The 24,333-nt window shown below is 69.4% G+C and carries 19 protein-coding genes and 3 rRNA genes; 12 read left to right on the forward strand and 10 right to left on the reverse strand.

Translation table 11 applies throughout. From position 1 onward, the window contains the following. Window positions 1–32: 32 nt before the first annotated feature. Window positions 33–512: a metallopeptidase family protein gene (locus tag OG299_RS24085; protein WP_266628743.1), complete on the reverse strand. Its 480-nt coding sequence runs from the start codon at window positions 510–512 to the stop codon at window positions 33–35. A 138-nt stretch (window positions 513–650) separates the two neighbouring features. Here OG299_RS24085 and OG299_RS24090 point away from each other — a divergent pair, with 138 nt between their 5' ends. The 6 genes from OG299_RS24090 to OG299_RS24115 all read left to right on the forward strand — a co-directional run bounded on the left by OG299_RS24090 (window position 651) and on the right by OG299_RS24115 (window position 6,267). Then, entirely contained in the window at window positions 651–1,031 is a 381-nt protein-coding gene (locus OG299_RS24090) for a DUF3499 domain-containing protein (protein WP_053791100.1), read from the forward strand. A gap of 76 nt (window positions 1,032–1,107) precedes the next feature. Then, window positions 1,108–2,478 carry a phosphomannomutase/phosphoglucomutase gene (locus OG299_RS24095; protein WP_327362588.1) on the forward strand — a complete coding sequence of 457 codons (1,371 nt, stop codon included), beginning with the start codon at window positions 1,108–1,110 and terminating at the stop codon, window positions 2,476–2,478. Between the two features lie 98 nt (window positions 2,479–2,576). Further along, entirely contained in the window at window positions 2,577–2,762 is a 186-nt protein-coding gene (locus OG299_RS24100; protein ID WP_266628749.1) for a Trm112 family protein, read from the forward strand. A 141-nt stretch (window positions 2,763–2,903) separates the two neighbouring features. Beyond that, window positions 2,904–4,037, forward strand: a complete 1,134-nt coding sequence (locus tag OG299_RS24105) for an SIS domain-containing protein (protein WP_266628751.1) — start codon at window positions 2,904–2,906, stop codon at window positions 4,035–4,037. A gap of 43 nt (window positions 4,038–4,080) precedes the next feature. Further along, window positions 4,081–5,238 (forward strand): mannose-6-phosphate isomerase, class I, encoded by a 1,158-nt coding sequence (gene manA / locus OG299_RS24110; protein WP_327362589.1) that lies wholly within the window; start codon window positions 4,081–4,083, stop codon window positions 5,236–5,238. 93 nt (window positions 5,239–5,331) lie between these two features. Beyond that, window positions 5,332–6,267, forward strand: a complete 936-nt coding sequence (locus OG299_RS24115) for a cation diffusion facilitator family transporter (RefSeq protein WP_327362590.1) — start codon at window positions 5,332–5,334, stop codon at window positions 6,265–6,267. A 141-nt stretch (window positions 6,268–6,408) separates the two neighbouring features. On the opposite strand, the gene OG299_RS24120 is transcribed toward OG299_RS24115, so the two are convergent. Then, window positions 6,409–8,442, reverse strand: coding sequence for a fructose-specific PTS transporter subunit EIIC (locus tag OG299_RS24120; protein ID WP_327362591.1), 2,034 nt, complete (start codon window positions 8,440–8,442; stop codon window positions 6,409–6,411). 11 nt (window positions 8,443–8,453) lie between these two features. Then, on the reverse strand, window positions 8,454–8,633 hold the full coding sequence (locus tag OG299_RS24125) for a hypothetical protein (RefSeq protein WP_327362592.1): 180 nt from the start codon (window positions 8,631–8,633) through the stop codon (window positions 8,454–8,456). 217 nt (window positions 8,634–8,850) lie between these two features. Between OG299_RS24125 and ahcY the strand changes: the two genes are divergently transcribed. Next, on the forward strand, window positions 8,851–10,287 hold the full coding sequence (ahcY, locus tag OG299_RS24130; RefSeq protein ID WP_327362593.1) for an adenosylhomocysteinase: 1,437 nt from the start codon (window positions 8,851–8,853) through the stop codon (window positions 10,285–10,287). Between the two features lie 89 nt (window positions 10,288–10,376). Continuing rightward, window positions 10,377–10,997, forward strand: coding sequence for a hypothetical protein (locus tag OG299_RS24135; protein ID WP_266628761.1), 621 nt, complete (start codon window positions 10,377–10,379; stop codon window positions 10,995–10,997). A gap of 60 nt (window positions 10,998–11,057) precedes the next feature. On the opposite strand, the gene OG299_RS24140 is transcribed toward OG299_RS24135, so the two are convergent. Next, entirely contained in the window at window positions 11,058–11,363 is a 306-nt protein-coding gene (locus tag OG299_RS24140; protein ID WP_327362594.1) for a hypothetical protein, read from the reverse strand. Window positions 11,364–11,381: 18 nt separating this feature from the next. After that, window positions 11,382–12,362, reverse strand: a complete 981-nt coding sequence (locus OG299_RS24145; protein WP_327362595.1) for an RDD family protein — start codon at window positions 12,360–12,362, stop codon at window positions 11,382–11,384. 111 nt (window positions 12,363–12,473) lie between these two features. Here OG299_RS24145 and OG299_RS24150 point away from each other — a divergent pair, with 111 nt between their 5' ends. From OG299_RS24150 to rrf, 4 genes are all read left to right on the forward strand, one after another. Continuing rightward, on the forward strand, window positions 12,474–13,481 hold the full coding sequence (locus tag OG299_RS24150) for a stage II sporulation protein M (protein WP_266628767.1): 1,008 nt from the start codon (window positions 12,474–12,476) through the stop codon (window positions 13,479–13,481). 598 nt (window positions 13,482–14,079) lie between these two features. Then, window positions 14,080–15,604, forward strand: a 16S ribosomal RNA gene (locus OG299_RS24155). Window positions 15,605–15,886: 282 nt separating this feature from the next. Further along, window positions 15,887–19,009: ribosomal RNA gene (locus OG299_RS24160) — 23S ribosomal RNA — on the forward strand. Window positions 19,010–19,086: 77 nt separating this feature from the next. Continuing rightward, window positions 19,087–19,204: ribosomal RNA gene (rrf, locus tag OG299_RS24165) — 5S ribosomal RNA — on the forward strand. The 16S, 23S and 5S rRNA genes sit together here, the layout of an rRNA operon. 94 nt (window positions 19,205–19,298) lie before the next feature. On the opposite strand, the gene OG299_RS24170 is transcribed toward rrf, so the two are convergent. The 5 genes from OG299_RS24170 to OG299_RS24190 are packed head-to-tail and all read right to left on the reverse strand — an operon-like array spanning window position 19,299 to window position 24,331. Next, window positions 19,299–19,895, reverse strand: a complete 597-nt coding sequence (locus OG299_RS24170) for a Uma2 family endonuclease (RefSeq protein ID WP_327362596.1) — start codon at window positions 19,893–19,895, stop codon at window positions 19,299–19,301. Window positions 19,896–19,945: 50 nt separating this feature from the next. Further along, a complete protein-coding gene (locus OG299_RS24175; protein WP_327362597.1) occupies window positions 19,946–21,256 on the reverse strand; it encodes a DUF58 domain-containing protein in 1,311 nt (436 codons plus the stop codon). After that, on the reverse strand, window positions 21,256–22,218 hold the full coding sequence (locus tag OG299_RS24180; RefSeq protein ID WP_266628773.1) for an AAA family ATPase: 963 nt from the start codon (window positions 22,216–22,218) through the stop codon (window positions 21,256–21,258). The genes OG299_RS24175 and OG299_RS24180 overlap by 1 nt, the downstream gene beginning before the upstream one ends. Then, on the reverse strand, window positions 22,215–23,654 hold the full coding sequence (locus tag OG299_RS24185; protein WP_327362599.1) for a DUF4350 domain-containing protein: 1,440 nt from the start codon (window positions 23,652–23,654) through the stop codon (window positions 22,215–22,217). Before OG299_RS24185 ends, OG299_RS24180 begins: the two co-directional genes overlap by 4 nt. After that, window positions 23,651–24,331 (reverse strand): DUF4129 domain-containing protein, encoded by a 681-nt coding sequence (locus OG299_RS24190; RefSeq protein ID WP_327362600.1) that lies wholly within the window; start codon window positions 24,329–24,331, stop codon window positions 23,651–23,653. Before OG299_RS24190 ends, OG299_RS24185 begins: the two co-directional genes overlap by 4 nt. Between the last annotated feature and the right edge of the window lie 2 nt (window positions 24,332–24,333).

Raw genomic sequence — 24,333 nt, forward strand, 5'->3', positions numbered from 1 at the left:
GCCCTGGCGGTTCGCGCCCGCGGTACGGCCGGTCAGTCCTGGCCGTACCGCGGGTCGACCGTCTCCGGGGACAGCCCCAGCAGCTCCGCGACCTGCTCCACCACGATCTCGTGCACGAGCAGCGCCCGTTCGTCCCGGCTCTTCGTGCGGATCTCCACCGGCCGCCGGAACACCACGACCCGCGCCGGCCGTTCCGTCCCCGCCGCCTCCGACAGCGCCCCGAGCGGCACCGCCTCGTCGTTCCAGCCGGCGTCCGGACCGCCCGGCGGCCCCGGGACGTCCGCGACCACGAACTCCACCTCCGCCAGCTGCGGCCAGCGCCGCTCCAGCCGCTCGACCGAGTCCCGTACGAGGTCCCCGAACAGCTCCGCCCGGCTCGCCGACAGCGGCACCTGCGGCGGGGCCAGCGGCCCGCGCATCCCGCGCCCGTGCCGGTCGCGACGCCGGGGCCGCGGCTCGGCGGGAGGCTCGGCAGGGCGGGGCGGGCCGGGGGGCAGGGGGCTGTCCGTCACCCCCGCAGCGTAGCCCCCGCAACCCCTCCCACCCGGGGGTTTCCGGACCCGCCGCGCCCCGCCGCAGGCACGACACGGGGGAGTGGCCCGCGGGAGAGTCGTCGCGGCCCGGTCAAGAGTGCGGTACCGTCCAACGTCGTGAGCCTTGTACGTCGCTGTTCGCGCACTGCGTGCGGCCGCCCTGCCGTCGCGACACTGACGTACGTCTACGCCGATTCGACCGCAGTTCTCGGCCCGCTCGCCACCTACGCAGAACCCCACTGCTACGACCTGTGCGCCGAGCACTCCGAGCGCCTGACCGCCCCGCGCGGCTGGGACGTCGTGCGCCTCACCGACGGCTCCGCGCCGTCCCGCCCGAGCGGCGACGACCTCGAAGCCCTGGCCAATGCCGTCCGTGAGGCTGCCCGCCCCCACGACCGCGCCGCCGAGGCCGGCGGAACCCGTCCGGGCAGCGGCGGCGGCAACACCGGGGAGACCCGTCGAGGACACCTGCGCGTCCTGCGTTCGCCCGACTCCTGACATACACATGGTCTGAAAAGTCGCTCTCCGTGCAGGGTAGGTTTGCCCCACGCACAGCACCTCAGGAGGGCAGGCAGTGGCCGCAGATCTTTCGAACATCGTCAAGGCGTACGACGTACGTGGTGTCGTACCGGACGAGTGGGACGAGTCGCTGGCCGAGCTGTTCGGTGCCGCCTTCGTGGAGGTCACCGGCGCCGCGGCGATCGTCGTCGGCCACGACATGCGGCCCTCCTCGCCCGCCCTGTCCGGCGCCTTCGCCCGCGGCGCCGCCGCCCGCGGCGTCGACGTCACCCTGATCGGGCTGTGCTCCACCGACCAGCTGTACTACGCCTCCGGCACGCTGGACCTGCCCGGCGCGATGTTCACGGCCTCGCACAACCCGGCCCGCTACAACGGCATCAAGCTCTGCCGGGCCGGAGCCGCCCCCGTCGGCCAGGACACCGGCCTCACCGCCATCCGCGAGCTCGCCGAGAAGTGGTCCGACCAGGGCGCCCCGGCCGTCGCCGCCGGCACAGTCCCGGGCACGGTCACGGAGCAGGACACCCTCACCGGGTACGCCGAGCACCTCAAGTCCCTCGTCGACCTCAGCAGCATCCGCCCGCTGAAGGTGGTCGTGGACGCCGGCAACGGGATGGGCGGCCACACCGTCCCGACCGTCTTCGAGGGCCTGCCCCTCGACGTCGTCCCGATGTACTTCGAGCTGGACGGCACCTTCCCGAACCACGAGGCCAACCCCCTCGACCCGAAGAACATCGTCGACCTCCAGGCCCGCGTGAAGGCCGAGGGCGCCGACCTCGGCCTCGCCTTCGACGGCGACGCCGACCGCTGCTTCGTCGTCGACGAGCGCGGCGAGGGCGTCTCCCCGTCCGCCGTCACCGCCCTGGTCGCGGCCCGCGAGCTGGCCCGCAACGGCGGCACCGGCACCGTGATCCACAACCTGATCACCTCCTGGTCCGTCCCGGAGGTCGTCCGCGAGCACGGCGGCACCCCCGTCCGCACCCGCGTCGGCCACTCCTTCATCAAGGAGGAGATGGCCAAGTCCGGCGCCATCTTCGGCGGCGAGCACTCCGCGCACTACTACTTCAAGGACTTCTGGAACGCGGACACCGGCATGCTCGCCGCGCTCCACGTCCTCGCGGCCCTCGGCGGCCAGGACGGCCCGCTCTCCGAGCTGGTCGCCTCCTACGACCGCTACGAGGGCTCCGGCGAGATCAACTCCACCGTCGCCGACCAGGCCGACCGGCTCGCCGCCGTCAAGGCCGCGTACGGCACCGCCGAGGGCATCACCCTCGACGAGCTCGACGGCCTGACCGCCAGCTCCGCCGACTGGTGGTTCAACCTGCGCGCCTCCAACACCGAGCCGCTGCTGCGCCTCAACGTCGAAGCCCGCGACCCCGCCACCCTCGCCAAGGTCCGCGACGAGGTCCTCGCCCTCGTCCGCGCCTAGGCCGTCTCTTCAGCACCGTGTCACCGCCGGGCCGCGCGACGTGCGGCCCGGCGGTACGCTGACCTCGCCCAATCCGCATGTTCGAAGGGAACCGCCCCATGCCGCTCGAAGCCGGCCTTCTGGAGATCCTCGCCTGCCCCGCCTGCCACGCGCCCCTCGAGGACAAGTCGGCCGACGAAGCGGCCCCCGAGCTGATCTGCACCGGCCGGGACTGCGGCCTCGCCTACCCGGTCCGCGACGGCATCCCGGTCCTCCTCGTCGACGAGGCCCGCCGCCCCGCCTGAGGCCGCCGCCCGGCACCCGGGGCGTCCAGCCCCAGGCCGCGCGGGCACCGCACAGGCACCACGGGGCGCCCGTCGCAGCGCCGGGCGCCCGAGCAACCGAGTCGCCCGCCCTTCTGAACCAGCTGTCAGCCGGAGGCCGCAATGCTCGACGAGTCGCTCCTCGACGCACCGGACGAACTCGCCCGCGCCGACCGCCGCGGCCTGCTCCGCGGCGCCGCCGAGGCCGGGGCCAGAGTTCGTACCGCAGCCCGGCACGCGACCGAGGCCGGCCTCGCCGACCTGCGCCCCGACGGCCGGCCCCGTTCCGTCCTCATCGCCGGGCCCGGTACCGCCGCCACCGGAGTCGCCGACCTGCTCGGCGCCCTCGCCGGAGCCTCCGCGCCCGTCACCCGACTGCACCCCACCGGCGTCGCCCACGCCGCCGGAGCCCTGCGCTGGGCGCTGCCCGGCTGGGCCGGCTCCGTCGACCTGCTGCTCCTCGCCACCACCGACGGCACCGAACCCGGGCTCGCCGTCCTCGCCGAGCAGGCCTACCGGCGCGGCTGCACCGTCGTCGCCGTCGCGCCCGAGCGCTCCCCGCTGAGCGAGGCCGTGGACGGCGCGCACGGGCTCCTCGTACCGATGGCCAAGGCGCCGTACCAGGAGTACGACGAATCCGCCGCGGCCGGACCCGGCGCCCTGTGGGCCCTGCTGACCCCGCTGCTGCTGCTCCTCGACAAGGTCGGGCTGATCACCGCCGCCCCGGACACCCTCCAGCGCGTCGCCGACCGGCTCGACCGCACCGCCGAGCGCTGCGGTCCGGCCATCGCCACGTACTCCAACCCGGCCAAGACCCTCGCCGCCGAGCTCGCCGACACCCTCCCGCTCATCTGGAGCGAGGGCGCCGGCGCGGGCCCGGCCGGCCGCCGCTTCGCCGCCACGCTCGCCGAACTCGCCGGCCGCCCCGCACTGGCCGCCGACCTCCCCGAGGCGCTGCCCGCCCACGGGGTCCTGCTCGCCGGCTCCTTCGCCGCCGGCGCCGATCCCGAAGACTTCTTCCGTGACCGGGTGGAGGAGCCCCAGGCCCTCCGCGCCCGCATCGTCCTGCTGCGCGACCGGCCCGCCGGCGGCCTCACCGCGGCCCCGGCCGCGCGCGAGCTCGCCCTCAGCCACGACACGGCCATCAGCGAGCTCGAACCAGAGGAAGGCAGCGAACTGGAACAGCTCGCCGAACTCCTCGCCGTCACGGATTTCGCCACCGCCTACCTGGCGCTGGCGACCAGGGGACACGGCTGAGCACACCACCGTGCCGGCCCTTCATCCAGGAAGACGGACGAAGATGGACCGCCTGACGAACACGATCCGCCCCTACGCCTGGGGGTCGACCACCGCGATCCCCGAGCTCCTCGGTGTCGCACCCACCGGGGAGCCCCAGGCCGAGATGTGGATGGGCGCGCACCCGGGCGCCCCGTCCCGCCTCGACCGCGGCGCCGGCGAGACCACCCTCGCGGACGTCATCGCCGCCGACCCCGAGCGCGAGCTCGGAGCAGCCGCCGTCGCCAGGTTCGGCCCCCGGCTGCCCTTCCTCCTCAAGATCCTCGCGGCCGGGGCACCGCTCTCCCTCCAGGTCCACCCCGACCTCGCGCAGGCGAAGGAGGGCTACGCCGACGAGGAGCGCCGCGGGGTCCCCGTCGACGCGGCCCACCGCAACTACAAGGACCCCAACCACAAGCCCGAGATGGTCTGCGCGCTCACGCACTTCGACGGCCTGTGCGGCTTCCGCCCGCCGCTGGAGGCCGCCGACCTGCTCGCGGGCCTCGGAGTCAACTCCCTCGTGCCGTACGTCGACCTGCTCCGGGCCCACCCGGAGGAGGCGGCGCTGCGCGAGATGCTCACCGCCGTACTGACCGCGGACCGCGCCGAGATGGCCCGTACGGTGGCCGAGGCCGGCGCCGCGATCGAACGCCTCGGGGGCCCGTACGCGCCGTACGCCTCGCTCGTGCACCACTTCCCGGGCGACCCGGGCGTGATCGCGGCCATGCTCCTCAACCACGTCCGACTCCAGCCCGGCGAGGCCATGTTCCTCGGCGCCGGCGTTCCGCACGCCTACCTCGACGGCCTCGGCGTGGAGCTGCTGGCCAACTCCGACAACGTGCTGCGCGCCGGTCTCACCCCCAAACACGTGGACGTGCCCGAGCTCCTGAAGATCGTGCGGTTCGAGCCCGGCGACCCGGCCGTACAGCGCCCCGAGGGCAACGGCGAGGAGGTCTACGAGAGCCCCATCGACGAATTCCAGCTCTCCCGTTTCGCCCTGGCCGCCGGCGCCGCCCCGCACGCCCTCCCGGACGACGCCCCGCAGATCCTGCTGTGCACGACGGGCCGCCCGAAGGCCGGCGAAGTGACGCTGTCCCCCGGAGAATCGGTCTTCGTCCCGGCAGGCGAAAAGACCGAACTGTCCGGAATCGGCACGATCTTCCGTGCCACCGTCGCCCTCTGACGTGGCGTCCGGCGCTACGACTGCAACAATGTGCCGCCGTAGCGCGGCGCCCCGGGCAGGGGCGCCGTACCGAGGAAGGGACTCCGGAAACCCATGAGCGCGTCGGGCGGTACCAGGGCGATCGTGGCGGCACTCGCCGCCAACCTCGCCATCGCTGTAGCCAAGTTCGTGGCCTTCGTCTTCAGCGGCTCGTCGTCGATGCTCGCGGAAAGCGTCCACTCGCTGGCCGACTCCGGGAACCAGGGGCTGCTGCTCCTCGGCGGAAAGAAGGCCCAGCGCGAGGCGACGCCGCAACACCCCTTCGGGTACGGGCGCGAACGCTACATCTACGCCTTCCTCGTCTCCATCGTGCTCTTCACCGTCGGCGGCATGTTCGCCATCTACGAGGGCGTGGAGAAGGTCCAGCACCCGCATCCCATCGAGGCCTGGTACTGGCCGGTCGGCGTGCTCGTCTTCGCGGTCATCGCGGAGGGGTTCTCCTTCCGTACGGCCATCAAGGAGTCGAACGAGATCCGCGGCGCGCTGTCGTGGACCCAGTTCATCAGGCGCGCCAAGGCACCCGAGCTGCCGGTGGTCCTGCTGGAGGACTTCGGCGCCCTCGTCGGCCTGGTCCTGGCCCTCGTCGGCGTCGGCCTCGCGCTTGCGACCGGCGACGGCGTCTGGGACGGCATCGGCACCCTCTGCATCGGCGCCCTGCTGATCCTCATCGCGGTCGTGCTCGCCGCCGAGACCAAGTCCCTGCTGCTCGGCGAGGCCGCGGGCACGGAGGACGTCGAGAAGATCAAGGCCGCGCTCGTCGACGGCGATGTCGTCACCCGCGTGATCCACATGCGCACCCTCCACCTCGGCCCGGAGGAGCTCCTGGTCGCCGCCAAGATCGCGGTCGAGGGCAACGACACCGCGACGCAGGTGGCGGACGCCATCAACGCCGCCGAGGCCCGGATCCGCGAGGCGGTCCCGATCGCCCGCGTGATCTACCTGGAGCCGGACATCTACCACGCGGAGTCGGACACCTCCGCGAAGACCTGACCCCCCGCCACACCCGTACGAAGGCCCCCGCCGCGCGCAGACCGCGCCCGGCGGGGGCCTTTCTCCGTACGGGGCCGGCGGTGCGTTCGAGTCGCCGCGGTGGTCGCCCGTCACCGGTCCGTGCGCGGGAGGTCGTACGGGCTACCGGATCTCGCGGAGCACGTCCAGGACGGCCGGGACGTCCGGGGCCGACTGCAGCCGGTCCCGGAAGTCCGCGTCCATGAGCTTGCGGGACAGCAGCGCCAGGATCCGCAGGTGCTCGTCGCCGGCGGCGGCCTCCGGCACGGAGATCATGAAGACCAGCCGGGCCCTCGTCCCGTCGGGCGAGCCCCACTCGATGCCCGCGTCGGACCGGGCGAAGCCCACCGTGGGCCGCTCCACCGCATCCGTCTTGGCGTGCGGGATCGCGATGGACTCGCCGAGACCCGTCGTGCCCCGGGCCTCGCGGTCGAGGGCGACCCGTACGAGCTCGTCCACGTCCCGTACGTTGCCGGTCGCGGCCAGCATCTCGGCCATCTCGCGGATGGCAGCCTCCTTCGAGCCGGCCGCCAGCCCGGTTTTCACGGTCAGCGCGGTCAGATACCCGGAAAGCGCCTCGGGCGCACCGGCCGGAGCGGCGGCGGGGGCGGCAGCGGCTGCGGTAGCCGTCGCGGTCCCCGTGCCCGTGCCGACGCCGGCGAGCACCGGCTCGGGGGCCGGGGGCGCCGCCGTGGCCACCGGGGCGGCGACCCCGCCCCGGCGCTCCGTGACGTCGATGAGCGCGTTGGTGGTCAGAGCAGTGACCACGGTGCCGGCCACGATCGCGACCAGGAACCAGCCCACACCGCCGACCGCACCCAGCGCCGCCACGACCGGCCCGCCGTGCGGCACGTGATCGCCCACAGCCGCCACACCGGCGATCGCGCCGGCCACCGCACCACCGAGCATGTTCGCCGGGATGACGATCGCCGGCCGCGCCGCCGCGAACGGGATCGCACCCTCCGAGATGCCGAACATCCCCATGAACAGCGCCGCCATACCGGTCTCGCGCTCCTGCTCGGAGTACAGCCCGCGGCGCAGCACCGTCGCCAGGCCCTGGCCCAGCGGCATGACCGGAATGGCCGCCGCGCACATGCCCATCACCGCATGGTTCCCGGAGGCGATGAGCCCCGCACCGAACAGGAACGCCGTCTTGTTGACCGGCCCGCCCATGTCGAAGGCGATCATCAGGCCGAGGATCGCGCCCAGCAGGACCGCGCTGGTCCCGGTCATGCCCGACAGCCGGTTCGTCAGGTTCTCGAACACCCAGGAGATCGGCTTGCCGATGACGTAGACGAAGAACAGGCCGAGCGTGGTCGTCGCGACGATCGGGATCACGATGATCGGCATGACCGGCCGGACAGCCTTGGGGACCTTGACCTTCTTGATCCACAGGACCAGGTGGCCGGCCAGGAAGCCCGTCACGATGGCACCGATGAACCCCGCGCCCGCCTTGGAGTCGTACAGCGACCCGGTGTTCGCGATGAAACCGCCGATCATGCCGGGCACGAGCGCCGGCCGGTCGCCGATGGCGTACGCGATGTAGCCGGACAGGATCGGGATCATCAGCTGGAAGCCGATGCCGCCGATGGCGTTCACGTGGGCCCAGAACGTGCCCTCGGGGATCACGTACCCCTCGGACGTGGCGTGCCCGCCCAGCGCGAGCGAAACGGCGATCAGCAGACCGCCGACCACCACGAACGGAATCATGTAACTGACGCCGTTCATCAGGGCCTTGTACGCGAGGCTGCGCTCCTTGCCGCCGCCACCGCCCGCCGCGGGGGCCGCCGTACCCTCCTGCACCGGCGCGCTCCGCACGCGCTCGATCAGCTCCTCGGGCCGGCGGATGCCGTCGGCGACGCCGGTGGACAGCACCCGCTTTCCGGCGAACCGCGCGCGGTCGACCTCCTTGTCGGCGGCGATGATGATCCCGTCCGCCTCGCTGACATCGTTGTCAGAGAGCACGTTCTCGGCTCCGATGGAGCCCTGCGTCTCCACCTTCATGTCGACGCCGAGGCGGGCGGCGGCCTGTTGGAGCTTCTCCGCGGCCATGTACGTGTGCGCGATCCCGGTGGGGCACGCGGTGACGGCGAGCAGCTTCGGGCGCCTGCGCACGCCCGCGGTCCCGTTACCGGGAGAGTCGGCCGGAGTGGTCACTGAAATCTCCTTCACGTCCACGCGCATACGAGTGATCCCCCGGCATCGTCCAACAGGCAAGGGCGGTTCAAAAGACCGAAAGACGCTCGATATCCGTCCGCCGGACGGCCCCTCTTCGCGCGGCTGTTCGCCCGGATGTCGACGCGGCCGTCGATCCGGCCGTCGATCCGGCCGTCGATGCGGCCGTTCATGCGGCGACTTCTTCCCCTGCCCACTGGGGCGCGCTCGGCCGATCGGTGTAGATTCGTCATCAGTGTCAGGCGTCGCTGCTGATGGCGGTCGGGCGGTCCTCGCGACCGGCCGAGGGGAGAGAGGGCCCCCGACGGACTGAGTGCTCGGTGCACCGTCCCCACAGGCGATGCGCGGCTCAGCCGTACCCACCCTCTCGAACCATGAGGAGCAGCACCCATGGACTTCAAGGTCGCAGACCTTTCCCTCGCCGCCTTCGGCCGCAAGGAGATCACCCTGGCCGAGCACGAGATGCCCGGCCTGATGTCGATCCGCCGGGAGTACGCCGAGACCCAGCCGCTGGCCGGCGCCCGCATCACCGGCTCCCTGCACATGACCGTGCAGACGGCCGTCCTGATCGAGACGCTGGTCGCCCTCGGCGCCGACGTCCGCTGGGCCTCCTGCAACATCTTCTCCACCCAGGACCACGCGGCCGCCGCCATCGCCGTCGGCCCGAACGGCACCCCGGAGAACCCGCAGGGCGTCCCCGTCTTCGCCTGGAAGGGCGAGACGCTGGAGGAGTACTGGTGGTGCACGGAGAAGGCGCTGACCTGGCCGAACACCCCCACCGGCGGCCCGAACATGATCCTCGACGACGGTGGTGACGCCACCCTCCTCGTCCACAAGGGCGTCGAGTTCGAGAAGGTCGGCTCCGCCCCGGACCCGTCCACGGCGGACTCCGAGGAGTACGGCCACATCCTCACCCTGCTGAACCGCACCCTCGGCGAGACCCCGCAGAAGTGGACGCAGCTCGCGTCCGAGATCCGCGGCGTCACCGAGGAGACCACCACGGGTGTCCACCGCCTGTACGAGATGATGTCCGAGGGCGCGCTGCTGTTCCCGGCGATCAACGTGAACGACGCCGTCACCAAGTCGAAGTTCGACAACAAGTACGGCTGCCGCCACTCGCTCATCGACGGCATCAACCGCGCCACCGACGTCCTCATCGGCGGCAAGGTCGCGGTCGTGTTCGGCTACGGCGACGTCGGCAAGGGCTGCGCCGAGTCGCTGCGCGGCCAGGGTGCGCGCGTCATCGTCACCGAGATCGACCCGATCTGCGCGCTGCAGGCGGCGATGGACGGATTCCAGGTCGCGACGCTGGACGACGTCGTCGAGACGGCGGACATCTTCATCACGACCACGGGCAACAAGGACATCATCATGGCCTCGGACATGGCCAAGATGAAGCACCAGGCGATCGTGGGCAACATCGGCCACTTCGACAACGAGATCGACATGGCCGGCCTGGCCAAGATCGAGGGCATCGTCAAGGACGAGGTCAAGCCGCAGGTCCACACCTGGAAGTTCCCCGACGGCAAGGTCCTGATCGTCCTCTCCGAGGGCCGTCTGCTGAACCTGGGCAACGCGACCGGCCACCCGTCGTTCGTGATGTCGAACTCGTTCGCGGACCAGACCCTGGCGCAGATCGAGCTCTTCACCAAGCCGCAGGAGTACCCGACCGACGTCTACGTGCTGCCCAAGCACCTCGACGAGAAGGTCGCCCGCCTCCACCTCGACGCCCTCGGCGTCAAGCTCACCACGCTCCGCCCCGAGCAGGCCGACTACATCGGCGTCAAGATCGAGGGCCCGTACAAGCCGGACCACTACCGCTACTGATCCGCACGCGGCAGGAGCGACAGCACGTCACGCAGGCCCCCGGCTCAGATGCCGGGGGCCTGCCCCGTACTCAGGCAAGGACCGACACGATGCCCCGCGGCCGCTACTCGCTCCACGACCCGCACGACCACACCCCCCTCGGCGAGGAGCACTTCCACTGCGCCCCCGGCCCCTCCGGCTGGCGCTACGTCTCCCAGCTCACCGGCCCGGACGGCGACCACCGCGGCTCGGTCGACCTGGCGGTCGACGAACTCGGCCGCCCCATCCGCCTCGAGGTGAACGCCTCCAGCTGGCAGGTCCGCGGCGCCGCCATCGACGGAGTCACCTGGGTGCGCTCCGACCCCACCGGCACCGAGGCCACCGAGGGCAACGTCCCCGCCGCCGGTTTCACGGGCACCTCGCCGGCGTTCCTCGTCGCGACGGCCCGCCTGCTGCGCCTGACCCCCGGAGCCCCCGCCACCCGGGTCCGGCTCGTCGCCCTCACCGACCCGGTGCTGGCGCCGCGTACGGTCGACCAGGCCTGGGCGCTGCTCGGGCGCGCCGAGCACGCGACGGACAGCGGGCCGCTCGTGGTGGACGAGTACCGGGTCACCGCCCTGGACACCGGCGAGGTCCACACGGTCCACATCGCGGGGGACGTGGTCCTCGCGGCCCCGGGCATCGAGCTCGAGCACCTGGAGAGCCCGCCCTCGGCCTTCCCCGAGGACTGAAGCGGCCCGGCACTCCCCGGCCCGGCACCTCCCGGCCCGGCTCCGTGGCCCGGCCCCGCGTCAGTGCTCCTCGTCCGGGTGGCTCCACTCGACCGCGCACGCAGCCGAAGGCGCGGCCTCCTTCGCGTACCAGGCGAGGTCATTCTCGAACTTGGGGCACCACAGGTCGGCGCGGCTGACGGAGACCGGGAAGTCGGTCCCGCCGGTGACGACGTGCCCGCCGCCCTCCGGCACGATGCCGATGCTCACCTGGCGGCCGATGCTCTCGTCCCGCATCAGCTCCCGGAGCTCCTCGACGACCGCCCGCGCCCGGGCCTCGTCCTCGATACCCGTGACGCGGAAGGTGAACGAGATGTTCGCAGACATGCCGCGCAGGCTAGGCGATCACGCCGGGGGCGCGAACCCGGTCGCGGGCCGCGGAGGCACGGGAGCCGCCGGAGCGGGCGCCACCACCGGGGCGGCAGGCACTGCGGGTGCCCCGCCCGGGACCGGGGCCGGCTGACCCGAGTGCGGTACGGCCTGGGGTACGGACGCCCCGGGAGCCGGGTGCCCCCATGCGGGCGGCATCCCCGGAGGTATCCGGCGCAGGCCCGCCACCGCCCCGGGCGCACCGGGACCGGCGCCGAAGGCGCGGGCCGCGTCCCGGGTCTGACGCTCGTGCACCACCGCCATGAGGAACGCGGCAGCCGGCACCCCCACCGGCGGCGGCGTCCCCGTACGCGCCACCAGATCGTCCGCCAGCTTCGCCGCCATCGCGGCGCTCACCTGCGGGTCCAGCTGGTTCATCCGCGTCAGGTACTGCCGTATCGCCAGCCACAGCCCGTCCGGCACGGCCGACAGGTCCAGCCCGGAGAACCGCCCGGCCAGCCACGGCGGCGGCGGAGGCATGGGCATCACCGGAGCCCCCGCCGACCGCTCGCGGACGACCAGCGCCCCCGCGAACACGTCCCCGAGCCGCCGCCCCCGCGCCGACACCAGCGACGCGATGCAGGCCACGGCCCCGAAGGTCCCCAGCAGTTCGACGACCCCCATCGCCCCGCGCACCAGCGCATGCCGGAAGCGGATCGGCCCGCCGTCGTCGCGCACCACCCGCAGCCCGCAGGCGAGCTTGCCGAGCGAGCGCCCGTGCGACAGCGTCTCCACCGCGATCGGAACGCCGACGAGCACCAGGACGAAGCTCGCCACGGACACCGCGGCCTGCGCGGCCACGTCCAGCGAGGCGGTCGCGATGGTCAGCCCGATCGAGATGATCAGGTACCCGGTGAGGTACACGAGCAGGTCGAGGAAGATCGCCAGCGCCCGGCTCGGCAGCCTCGCCGGCCGCAAACCCAGGACGACCGCGTCCCCCGTCACCAGATCGCTCACCCTGCACACCCTTCCCGTGACCGGACCCGCCCCGTGGTCGTCCAGTCTGCCAAGCTGACCACGGTAGGAGTAAGCAGAAGCAGGGTCCTGGGGCAGGGGAGCGGTAACCGGATGGATCTCGACGTCTTCGTGACGGCCCACCGGGCGGAATGGGACCGCCTCGAACAGCTGCTGGGCCGCGGCCGCCGACTGACGGGCGCCGAGGCGGACGAGCTGGTCGCGCTCTACCAGCGGGCCTCCACGCACCTCTCCCTGATCCAGTCCAGCGCCCCCGACCCCGGGCTCACGGGCCGGCTGACCCAGCTCGTCGCCCGCGCCCGTGCCACGGTGACGGGCGCCCGCCGCGGCGGCTGGCGCGACGCGGCCCGCTTCTTCACCGTCGGCTTCCCGGCCGCGGTCTACCGCAGCCGCCGCTGGTGGATACCGACGGCCCTGGTCTCCGTCGCGGTCGCGGTGCTCATGGGCTGGTGGATAGCGACCCACCCGGAGGTCCAGGGCGCCATCGCGGCTCCGGACGACCTGAAGGCGCTCACGAAGCCGGGCGGCGGGTACGAGACGTACTACTCCAGCAACCCGGCGGGTTCGTTCGCCGCGCAGGTCTGGACGAACAACGCGCAGGCGGCCGCGATATGCCTGGTCCTGGGCGCGTTCCTGGGGATTCCGGTCCTCTGGATCCTCTTCCTGAACATGCTCAACCTCGGCACCGGCTTCGGCCTGATGGCCTCGGCCGACCGCCTCGACGTGTTCCTCGGCCTGATCCTGCCGCACGGCCTGCTCGAACTGACCGCGGTCTTCGTCGCCGCGGGCACCGGCCTGCGCCTCGGCTGGACGGTCATCGACCCGGGCCCCCGCACCCGCCGCGTCGCGCTCGCGGAGCAGGGCCGCGCCGCGCTCGGGATGGCGATCGGCCTGGCGGTGGTCCTGTTCATATCGGGCCTGATCGAGGGCTTCGTAACCCCCTCGGGCCTCCCGACCTGGGCCCGCATCGCCATCGGCGTGGCCGCCGAGGCCGCGTTCCTGACGTACGTCTACGTCCTGGGCGGCCGGGCCTCGCGGACCGGTGAGGCGGGCGACGTGGAGGCCGCCGACCGGACGGCGACGCTGCCGACCGCGGCCTGATGTGCGTACGACCCCGCTGAGCTGCTAGTCTCCTCGTCGTCCCGCAGCGACTGTTGACACAGGCGCCGTGGGGAGGTAGATTTCAACGGTTGCCTCGAACTGGACAAAGTTCGGCAGCGATGGTTAACATCTCTCTCGCCCCCAAGGAATTGAATTCCACTGGGGCACCGTCGACTCCTCATCCAGGAATCCGAAGCCGGGAAATCCGGTGGAAAACTTCTGATAGAGTCGGCATCGCCGGAAAGGGAAAACGCGAAAGCGAAAACCTGGAAAGCGAACCCCGCTTCGACCGGGAATCGGACACGAAAGAGTCTGATAGAGTCGGAAACGAAGAACGAAGCCCGGAGGAAAGCCCGAGAGGGTGAGTACAAAGGAAGCGTCCGTTCCTTGAGAACTCAACAGCGTGCCAAAAATCAACGCCAGAAGTTGATACCCCGTCCACTTCGGTGGATGAGGTTCCTTTGAAAAAGACCTGTGAGGTCGCGGTTCGCCGTGATGCTTGCAGGCAATTACACAGCGAGGACGCAGTGGTCAGTCGGTCATATTCCGACATGATTGACCCGCTCTAAGTGCGTGTGCACCCGATTACGGGTAAACATTCATGGAGAGTTTGATCCTGGCTCAGGACGAACGCTGGCGGCGTGCTTAACACATGCAAGTCGAACGATGAAGCCCTTCGGGGTGGATTAGTGGCGAACGGGTGAGTAACACGTGGGCAATCTGCCCTTCACTCTGGGACAAGCCCTGGAAACGGGGTCTAATACCGGATAATACTCCTGCCTGCATGGGCGGGGGTTGAAAGCTCCGGCGGTGAAGGATGAGCCCGCGGCCTATCAGCTTGTTGGTGGGGTAATGGCCCACCAAGGCGACGACGGGTAGCCGGCCTGAGAGGGCGACCGGCCACACTGGGACTGAGACACGGCCCAGACTCCTACGGGAGGCAGCAGTGGGGAATATTGCACAATGGGCGAAAGCCTGATGCAGCGACGCCGCGTGAGGGATGACGGCCTTCGGGTTGTAAACCTCTTTCAGCAGGGAAGAAGCGAAAGTGACGGTACCTGCAGAAGAAGCGCCGGCTAACTACGTGCCAGCAGCCGCGGTAATACGTAGGGCGCAAGCGTTGTCCGGAATTATTGGGCGTAAAGAGCTCGTAGGCGGCTTGTCACGTCGGATGTGAAAGCCCGAGGCTTAACCTCGGGTCTGCATTCGATACGGGCTAGCTAGAGTGTGGTAGGGGAGATCGGAATTCCTGGTGTAGCGGTGAAATGCGCAGATATCAGGAGGAACACCGGTGGCGAAGGCGGATCTCTGGGCCATTACTGACGCTGAGGAGCGAAAGCGTGGGGAGCGAACAGGATTAGATACCCTGGTAGTCCACGCCGTAAACGTTGGGAACTAGGTGTTGGCGACATTCCACGTCGTCGGTGCCGCAGCTAACGCATTAAGTTCCCCGCCTGGGGAGTACGGCCGCAAGGCTAAAACTCAAAGGAATTGACGGGGGCCCGCACAAGCAGCGGAGCATGTGGCTTAATTCGACGCAACGCGAAGAACCTTACCAAGGCTTGACATATACCGGAAAGCATTAGAGATAGTGCCCCCCTTGTGGTCGGTATACAGGTGGTGCATGGCTGTCGTCAGCTCGTGTCGTGAGATGTTGGGTTAAGTCCCGCAACGAGCGCAACCCTTGTCCTGTGTTGCCAGCATGCCCTTCGGGGTGATGGGGACTCACAGGAGACCGCCGGGGTCAACTCGGAGGAAGGTGGGGACGACGTCAAGTCATCATGCCCCTTATGTCTTGGGCTGCACACGTGCTACAATGGCCGGTACAATGAGCTGCGATACCGTGAGGTGGAGCGAATCTCAAAAAGCCGGTCTCAGTTCGGATTGGGGTCTGCAACTCGACCCCATGAAGTCGGAGTTGCTAGTAATCGCAGATCAGCATTGCTGCGGTGAATACGTTCCCGGGCCTTGTACACACCGCCCGTCACGTCACGAAAGTCGGTAACACCCGAAGCCGGTGGCCCAACCCGTAAGGGAGGGAGCTGTCGAAGGTGGGACTGGCGATTGGGACGAAGTCGTAACAAGGTAGCCGTACCGGAAGGTGCGGCTGGATCACCTCCTTTCTAAGGAGCACAGTACCGATTGCAGACAAACGTTCTGCACGGTCAGCTCATGGGTGGAACGTTGATTAGTTGGCACGGTTTCCAAAACTCTCTGTAAGTACTGCTTCGGCGTGGAAAACAGTGAAGTGGAGGGGATCGTGCTTGGCACGTTGTTGGGTCCTGAAGGTACGGCCGTAAGGTCATGTCTTCAGTGCCGGCCCCAGTGAACTCGCCAGCTTGTCTGGTGGGGTGATGGGTGGCTGGTCGTTGTTTGAGAACTACACAGTGGACGCGAGCATCTGTGGCCAAGTTTTTAAGGGCGCACGGTGGATGCCTTGGCACCAGGAACCGATGAAGGACGTGAGAGGCCGCGATAGGCCCCGGGGAGCTGCCAACTGAGCTTTGATCCGGGGGTGTCCGAATGGGGAAACCCGGCAGTCGTCATGGGCTGTCACCCACTGCTGAACACATAGGCAGTGTGGAGGGAACGAGGGGAAGTGAAACATCTCAGTACCCTCAGGAAGAGAAAACAACCGTGATTCCGGGAGTAGTGGCGAGCGAAACCGGATGAGGCCAAACCGTATGCGTGTGATACCCGGCAGGGGTTGCGCATGCGGGGTTGTGGGAATTCTTTTGATCGGTCTGCCGGCCGGTCGGCGAGTCAGAAACCGTTGATGTAGTCGAAGGACATGCGAAAGGTCCGGCGTAGAGGGTAAGACCCCCGTAGACGAAACATCAGCGGCTTGCTTAAGAATCTCCCAAGTAGCACGGGGCCCGAGAAATCCCGTGTGAATCTGGCGGGACCACCCGCTAAGCCTAAATATTCCCTGGTGACCGATAGCGGATAGTACCGTGAGGGAATGGTGAAAAGTACCGCGGGAGCGGAGTGAAATAGTACCTGAAACCGTGTGCCTACAAGCCGTGGGAGCGTCGCTCATTGGGTTTACCCAATGGGTCGTGACTGCGTGCCTTTTGAAGAATGAGCCTGCGAGTTAGCGGTGTGTAGCGAGGTTAACCCGTGTGGGGAAGCCGTAGCGAAAGCGAGTCCGAATAGGGCGATTGAGTTGCACGCTCTAGACCCGAAGCGGAGTGATCTAGCCATGGGCAGGTTGAAGCGGAGGTAAGACTTCGTGGAGGACCGAACCCACCAGGGTTGAAAACCTGGGGGATGACCTGTGGTTAGGGGTGAAAGGCCAATCAAACTCCGTGATAGCTGGTTCTCCCCGAAATGCATTTAGGTGCAGCGTCACGTGTTTCTTGCCGGAGGTAGAGCACTGGATAGGCGATGGGCCCTACCGGGTTACTGACCTTAGCCAAACTCCGAATGCCGGTAAGTGAGAGCGTGGCAGTGAGACTGTGGGGGATAAGCTCCATGGTCGAGAGGGAAACAGCCCAGAGCATCGACTAAGGCCCCTAAGCGTACGCTAAGTGGGAAAGGATGTGGAGTCGCAGAGACAACCAGGAGGTTGGCTTAGAAGCAGCCACCCTTGAAAGAGTGCGTAATAGCTCACTGGTCAAGTGATTCCGCGCCGACAATGTAGCGGGGCTCAAGCGTACCGCCGAAGTCGTGTCATTGCAGCAATAGGGCCAACGCCCGCTGTGATGGGTAGGGGAGCGTCGTGTGCCGGGTGAAGCAGCAGCGGAAGCTAGTTGTGGACGGTTCACGAGTGAGAATGCAGGCATGAGTAGCGATACACACGTGAGAAACGTGTGCGCCGATTGACTAAGGGTTCCTGGGTCAAGCTGATCTGCCCAGGGTAAGTCGGGACCTAAGGCGAGGCCGACAGGCGTAGTCGATGGACAACCGGTTGATATTCCGGTACCCGCTTTGAAACGCCCAATATCGAATCAGGCGATGCTAAGTCCGTGAAGCCGTTCCGGACCCTTCGGGGAAAGGAAAGTGGTGGAGCCGACGAACCAGACTTGTAGTAGGTAAGCGATGGGGTGACGCAGGAAGGTAGTCCAGCCCGGGCGGTGGTAGTCCCGGGGTAAGGGTGTAGGCCGAGGGGTAGGCAAATCCGTCCCTCATTAAGGCTGAGACCTGATGCCGAGCCGATTGTGGTGAAGTGGATGATCCTATGCTGTCGAGAAAAGCCTCTAGCGAGTTTCATGGCGGCCCGTACCCTAAACCGACTCAGGTGGTCAGGTAGAGAATACCGAGGCGTTCGGGTGAACTATGGTTAAGGAACTCGGCAAAATGCCCCCGTAACTTCGGGAGAAGGGGGGCCATCACTGGTGATCGGATTTACTCCGTGAGCTGGGGGTGGCCGCAGAGACCAGCGAGAAGCGACTGTTTACTAAAAACACAGGTCCGTGCGAAGCCGTAAGGCGATGTATACGGACTGACGCCTGCCCGGTGCTGGAACGTTAAGGGGACCGGTTAGTGCGCTTTCGGGCGTGCGAAGCTGAGAACTTAAGCGCCAGTAAACGGCGGTGGTAACTATAACCATCCTAAGGTAGCGAAATTCCTTGTCGGGTAAGTTCCGACCTGCACGAATGGCGTAACGACTTCTCGACTGTCTCAACCATAGGCCCGGTGAAATTGCACTACGAGTAAAGATGCTCGTTTCGCGCAGCAGGACGGAAAGACCCCGGGACCTTTACTATAGTTTGATATTGGTGTTCGGTTCGGCTTGTGTAGGATAGGTGGGAGACTTTGAAGCAGCCACGCCAGTGGTTGTGGAGTCGCCGTTGAAATACCACTCTGGTCGTGCTGGATGTCTAACCTCGGTCCGTGATCCGGATCAGGGACAGTGTCTGATGGGTAGTTTAACTGGGGCGGTTGCCTCCCAAAGAGTAACGGAGGCGCCCAAAGGTTCCCTCAGCCTGGTTGGCAATCAGGTGTTGAGTGTAAGTGCACAAGGGAGCTTGACTGTGAGACCGACGGGTCGAGCAGGGACGAAAGTCGGGACTAGTGATCCGGCGGTGGCTTGTGGAAGCGCCGTCGCTCAACGGATAAAAGGTACCCCGGGGATAACAGGCTGATCTTCCCCAAGAGTCCATATCGACGGGATGGTTTGGCACCTCGATGTCGGCTCGTCGCATCCTGGGGCTGGAGTCGGTCCCAAGGGTTGGGCTGTTCGCCCATTAAAGCGGTACGCGAGCTGGGTTTAGAACGTCGTGAGACAGTTCGGTCCCTATCCGCTGTGCGCGTAGGAATATTGAGAAGGGCTGTCCCTAGTACGAGAGGACCGGGACGGACGAACCTCTGGTGTGCCAGTTGTCCTGCCAAGGGCATGGCTGGTTGGCTACGTTCGGGAGGGATAACCGCTGAAAGCATCTAAGCGGGAAGCCTGCTTCAAGATGAGTATTCCCACCTCCTTGAGAGGGTAAGGCTCCCAGTAGACGACTGGGTTGATAGGCCAGATGTGGAAGCCCGGTAACGGGTGGAGCTGACTGGTACTAATAGGCCGAGGGCTTGTCCTCAGTTGCTCGCGTCCACTGTGTTAGTTCTGAAATAACGAACAGCTGTGTTGTCGGCCAGCGTTCAAATTTCATAGTGTTTCGGTGGTCATAGCGTTAGGGAAACGCCCGGTTTACATTCCGAACCCGGAAGCTAAGCCTTTCAGCGCCGATGGTACTGCAGGGGGGACCCTGTGGGAGAGTAGGACGCCGCCGAACAATCATTGTAGAAAAGCCCCGTACCGGGATCCGGTACGGGGCTTTTCTGCGTTTACGGGCAGATTGGTGTGGGCGCGGCGCGGCGCCCACTGCCTTACCAGTCGGCCGGATAGCTCTTGAGGGTGCTGGTGTCGAGTGTCCAGCGGCCGGCGGTGACGGTGTCGCCGAAGGCGTACGGGACCTTCTTGCGGTAGCGGGTGCCGTCGGGTCCCTCTGAGGGGTCGCTGTGCACCGTGACGGTCTTCTTGTCCTTGCGGGGGTCCACGACGACGTACAGAGGGACCCCCATGCGCGGGTAGTCGTGCAGCTTGTCGCGGATGTCGGTGAGGGAATTCGTGCGGGAGGCGACTTCCACCACCATCAGGACGTCGCGGGAGTTGACGACCTTCGCCGTGTCGTCGGTGTCCTCTTCCGCAATGACCATGAGGTCGGGGACCTTGGTCAGGCCGGTCACCGGGTCGCCCATGTTCGTGTCGTTGAGAGACATGACCTCGGGCGTCTGAGCCTCGATCTGACGGCGCAGCCGCACCACATTGAGCCCGTGCGGAGCCGTGGGGCTCATCATCGTGAGGAAGATCTGACCGTCGGTGGTCTGCACCTTCCACTGGTCTTCCTGGTGCTCGGCCAGCTCAGCGAGCTGCTCCGCGAAATCGTGCATGCGGCGCATCTGCTCGGGGGTGAGGTCGGCCATGGTGTCCTCCTGGTGGGTGCACCGCCAGCGTATCCAGCCGGACGACCTGTCTAGAGGCGGCCGGCGGACTTCAGGGACAGGTAGGCGTCCGCCAGGGCGGGGGCCAGGGCGTCCGGGGTGGCGTCCACCACGTGGACTCCGTGGCGGGTCAGCTGCTCCGCCGTGCGGCGGCGGGCGGCCTGGGACTGGGTGCCGGCCGCGGCCCCGTAGACCGCGTCGAGCGTGCCGCGGGACTTGGTCATCTCCTCTATGTGGGGGTCGGCCACCGAGGCCAGCAGCACCGTGTGGCGTTGCGTGAGGCGGGGGAGGAGGGGGAGCAGGCCTTCCTCGATCGGGGCCGCGTCCAGGCTCGTCAGAAGGACCACCAGGGACCGGCGCGGGGCGTTTCGCAGGACGGTGGAGACCAGGGTGCGGGCGTCGGTTTCGACGAGCTCCGGTTCCAGGGTGGCCATGGCGTTGACGAAGGCCGGGAGGATGTCGCCGGCCGAGCGGCCCTGGACCTGGGCGCGGGTGCGGCGGTCGTGGGCCAGCAGGTCGACGCGGTCGCCCGCGCGGGAGGCCAGCGCGGCCAGGAGCAGGGCCGCGTCCATTGCGGAGTCCAGGCGGGGGGCGTCGCCGACGCGGCCCGCCGAGGTGCGGCCGGTGTCCAGGCAGATCAGGATGTGCCGGTCGCGTTCCGGACGCCAGGTGCGGACGGCGACCTTGTGCCGGCGAGCGGTGGCCCGCCAGTCGATGGAGCGGGTGTCGTCGCCGGGGACGTAGTCGCGGAGGCTGTCGAACTCGGTGCCCTCACCCCGCGTCAGGACGCTTGTACGGCCGTCCAGTTCGCGCAGCCGGGCCAGGCGCGAGGGGAGGTGCTTGCGGCTGGTGAAGGGCGGCAGGACCCGGACCGTCCAGGGGACGCTGTGGGTGCCCTGGCGGGCGAGCAGGCCGAGCGGTCCGTACGAGCGGATCGTCACGCGGTCGGCGCGGCGGTCCCCGCGGCGGGTCGGGAGCAGCCGGGTGGTGATCCGGCGGCGTTCGCCGGCCGGGACCGTCAGGGTGTGCCGGGAGGCTTCGGACTCGGTGCCGGGTAGCCAGCTGCTGGGGGGCCAGGCGTCGCGGATGCGGGCCCGGAGCGTGCGGCTGCCCGGGTTGGTGACGGTGAGGTGGACCTGCGCCGGTTCGCCGAGGCGGACGGAGGCGTCACCCGTGCGGGTGAGGTTGAGCCTGCGGACCGGAGCGGCGAGGGCGTAGTCGACGGCGCAGGCCAGGGCGAGGGCGCCGTTGACCGCGAGCATCCCCGTCCAGCTCGGTCCGAGGAGGCCGACGGGGAGGCTGCCGAGGGCTGCCAGCAGGGCGGCGCGTCCGGTGAGGGCCATCAGCGCGGGACGGGGACGTGGGACAGGATCGCGGTGATGACGGCGTCGGCCGTGACCCCCTCCATCTCGGCCTCCGGGCGGAGTTGGACGCGGTGGCGCAGCGTGGGCAGGGCGAGGGCCTTGACGTCGTCGGGGGTGACGTAATCGCGGCCGGTGAGCCAGGCCCAGGCGCGGGCGGTGGCCAGCAGGGCGGTCGCGCCGCGCGGGGAGACGCCGAGGGTGAGGGACGGCGATTCGCGGGTGGCGCGGCAGATGTCGACGACGTACCCGGCGATCTCCGGGGAGACGGACACCTTGGCGACGGCGTCGCGGGCGGCTTCGAGTTCGGCCGCGCCGGCGACCGGGCGCAGGCCGGCGGCCTGCAGGTCGCGGGGGTCGAAGCCGGCGGCGTGCCGGGTCAGGACGCCGATCTCGTCCGCGCGGGAGGGCAGGGGCACGGTGAGCTTGAGGAGGAAGCGGTCCAGCTGGGCTTCGGGGAGGGGGTAAGTGCCCTCGTACTCGACCGGGTTCATGGTGGCGGCGACGAGGAACGGCTCGGGCAGCTTGCGCGGGGTGCCGTCGACGGTGACCTGGCGCTCCTCCATGGCTTCGAGGAGGGAGGACTGGGTCTTGGGCGGGGTCCGGTTGATCTCGTCCGCGAGGAGGAGGTTGGTGAAGACCGGGCCGTTCTGGAAGGAGAACTCGGCGGTGCGGGCGTCGTAGACGAGCGAACCGGTGACATCACTGGGCATCAGGTCCGGGGTGAACTGGACGCGCTTGGTGTCGAGGGCGAGTGAGGCGGCCAGGGCCCGTACGAGGAGGGTCTTGGCGACGCCGGGTACGCCTTCGAGGAGGACGTGACCGCGGCACAGGAGGGCGACGACGAGACCGGTGACGGCCGAGTCCTGGCCGACGACGGCCTTTCCGATCTCGGTGCGGATCGCTTCCAGGGAGGAGCGGGCGCTGTCCGTGGTGGCCGTCATGAGGTGCGGACCTCTCTTTCGAGGGCGTCGAGGTGGTCGGCGAGCGCGACGAGTGCCGCGTCGTCGGCGGGTGTGGTGCCGAAGAGGAGGGCGGTCAGGTCCCGGCGTCCGTCCGTCTGTCCGTCCGTCAGGCGGGTGGACACGGCGGGGAGCAGGGCCGCGGGTTCGTGGGCCCGGGCGGGCGGTACGCCGACCAGGGCGGCCAGGCGTTCGCGGGCGGCGGCGCGCAGCACGGTGGCGGCGCGGTCGCGGGCGCCGGCCTTGCGGTACAGGCGGGCGCGGCCCTCGGTGGTCTCGGAGGCGCGGATGGCGACGGGCAGCTTCTCGGTGACGAGGGGGCCGAGTCGGCGGGCGCGCCAGAGGGCGGCGAGGGCGGCGGCGGTGAAGAGCTGGAGGAGGGCCCAGCCCCAGCCGCGGGGGACGAGCTCGAAGAAGCCCTTCTCCTGGGCGGGGTCCTCGTCCTGGACCTCCGTGAGGGAGGGCAGGTACCAGACGAGGTCGGGGCGGGAGCCGAGGAGTTGGAGGGCGAGCGAGGCGTTGCCCTCGGAGGCGAGCTTCTTGTTGAGCAGGAGCGTCTCGGAGCCGAGGAGGACGGTGTCGCCGCCCCTGGTGCCGGAGGGGAGGACGAGGAGGGTGGGGTGGCCGCCGCTGGGGTAGCACGCCGAGGCGGCCGCCGTGCTCGTGTAGCGGTGGCCGCCGCCGGTGGTGGCGCGGCCGGCGGTGACGGCGGCGGGCAGGGCGCAGCCGGGGTCGAGGTTCCCGTCGAGGGCGTCGCCCTTGGTGCGGGCGGCCGGGGCCAGGTCGGGGAGGCTGATGCTGCCGGGGGCGAGCAGGACGGTACGGCCGCCGGAGAGGTCGATCGCGGAGCGGATGGCGCGGCGCTGGGTGTCGCCGAGCCGGTCGGGGTCGGTGACCAGCAGTGTGGTGCCGGGGCCGGCCGCGGCGGCGGCCTCGCGGGCGCTGGTGACGACGCGGGTGGTGATCCCGCGGGCCTGGAGCAGCTCGGCGACGGCCCGGCTGCCGTCGGGGTCGGCGGAGCGGGGGTCGAGCCGCCCGTGCCGGCTCCCGGAGCCGAGGGCGGCGAGGACGACGGCCCCGACGAGCAGGATCCCGAGGCAGATGAGCACGCCGCGCGAGCGCCGCCACACGGCGGCGGGAGTGGTCCCCCGGGCGGCCGTGCCGCTTGCTCCGCCGGGTGTGGGTGCGGATGCCGGGGCGGGGGTTGCGGTCCTCCGCGGGCCGGCGGCTGGGCCGGGTGCCGCGGCGGCTGGCGGGGCGCTGCCCGCGTACGGCGTGCCGGGGGCTGCGCCGGGGAGCGGGGCGGTGGCGGGCATCGCGGCGCCGCTGTCGCCCGGCTGCGGGGCGGCTGGCGGGGCGGGGACGTGCGTACCCGGGGTGCTGCCGGGGGTGCCGGGGCCGGGGGCGGGGGCGGTCATGCCGGGGGTCCCGTCAGGATCGGCTTCGTGCGGGCCAGGGTGGTGTCGAGGGTGTGGAGGCGGGCGTACATGGCCTCGTCGCCGGGGCGGCCGCCGTACGTGACGTCGTCGAAGGTGCGGGCGGCCGTGCGCAGGGCCGCGGCGTGGTCCGGGAGGGAGAGCGCGGCTTCGGCCGCCGCCTCGTCGGCGGTGCGGCCCGGGCGCGGGTCCAGCAGGGTGCGTTCCTCGAGGGAGCGGACGACGGCCCGCATGCGCTCCTGGACGGCTTCGGTCCAGCGGCCCGCGGCGGCGTGCGCGGCGGCGGTGGTGCGGTGGTCGGCGGCGCTGCGCAGGGTCTCGCCGAAAACCCCCGCCGACGCGGTGGCGGTCCGGCGGGGGGAGCCGAGCCGCCACCACAGGGCGGCGAGGGCCAGGGCGGCCAGGACGGCGATGGCGACCAGGCCCAGGGTGCCGCCGGGGGTGGCGCCCGAGGCGTGGTCGAAGAGGTTGCCGACCCATTCCCAGAACCGGTCCAGGGCGCGCTGGAACAGCCCCGGGTCGTCCTGGTGGTACATCGGCTTGGACAGTTCGCGTTCGGCCGCCTCGCGGGCGGGGTCGCGCGGTGTCGTCACCGGTGGCTGCTCCGCGGCCGGCAGGAGCGCCGCGGAGAGTGTGATGAGGCCCCCCGTGCTCATCATCC

This window comes from Streptomyces sp. NBC_01296, assembly GCF_035984415.1.
Classification (GTDB): Bacteria; Actinomycetota; Actinomycetes; order Streptomycetales; family Streptomycetaceae; genus Streptomyces.

What these genes read in the sequence shown, in the direction of transcription:
- OG299_RS24125 (WP_327362592.1), bottom strand. Translation starts at nt 8,633, where the DNA reads ATGAACGGCCGCATCGACGGCCGGATCGACGGCCGGATCGACGGCCGC.
- OG299_RS24115 (WP_327362590.1), top strand. Translation starts at nt 5,332, where the DNA reads ATGAGCGCGTCGGGCGGTACCAGGGCGATCGTGGCGGCACTCGCCGCC.
- OG299_RS24105 (WP_266628751.1), top strand. Translation starts at nt 2,904, where the DNA reads ATGCTCGACGAGTCGCTCCTCGACGCACCGGACGAACTCGCCCGCGCC.
- ahcY (WP_327362593.1), top strand. Translation starts at nt 8,851, where the DNA reads ATGGACTTCAAGGTCGCAGACCTTTCCCTCGCCGCCTTCGGCCGCAAG.
- OG299_RS24140 (WP_327362594.1), bottom strand. Translation starts at nt 11,363, where the DNA reads ATGTCTGCGAACATCTCGTTCACCTTCCGCGTCACGGGTATCGAGGAC.
- OG299_RS24180 (WP_266628773.1), bottom strand. Translation starts at nt 22,218, where the DNA reads ATGACGGCCACCACGGACAGCGCCCGCTCCTCCCTGGAAGCGATCCGC.
- OG299_RS24100 (WP_266628749.1), top strand. Translation starts at nt 2,577, where the DNA reads ATGCCGCTCGAAGCCGGCCTTCTGGAGATCCTCGCCTGCCCCGCCTGC.
- OG299_RS24175 (WP_327362597.1), bottom strand. Translation starts at nt 21,256, where the DNA reads ATGGCCCTCACCGGACGCGCCGCCCTGCTGGCAGCCCTCGGCAGCCTC.
- OG299_RS24190 (WP_327362600.1), bottom strand. Translation starts at nt 24,331, where the DNA reads ATGATGAGCACGGGGGGCCTCATCACACTCTCCGCGGCGCTCCTGCCG.
- OG299_RS24135 (WP_266628761.1), top strand. Translation starts at nt 10,377, where the DNA reads ATGCCCCGCGGCCGCTACTCGCTCCACGACCCGCACGACCACACCCCC.
- manA (WP_327362589.1), top strand. Translation starts at nt 4,081, where the DNA reads ATGGACCGCCTGACGAACACGATCCGCCCCTACGCCTGGGGGTCGACC.
- OG299_RS24150 (WP_266628767.1), top strand. Translation starts at nt 12,474, where the DNA reads ATGGATCTCGACGTCTTCGTGACGGCCCACCGGGCGGAATGGGACCGC.
- OG299_RS24185 (WP_327362599.1), bottom strand. Translation starts at nt 23,654, where the DNA reads ATGACCGCCCCCGCCCCCGGCCCCGGCACCCCCGGCAGCACCCCGGGT.
- OG299_RS24170 (WP_327362596.1), bottom strand. Translation starts at nt 19,895, where the DNA reads ATGGCCGACCTCACCCCCGAGCAGATGCGCCGCATGCACGATTTCGCG.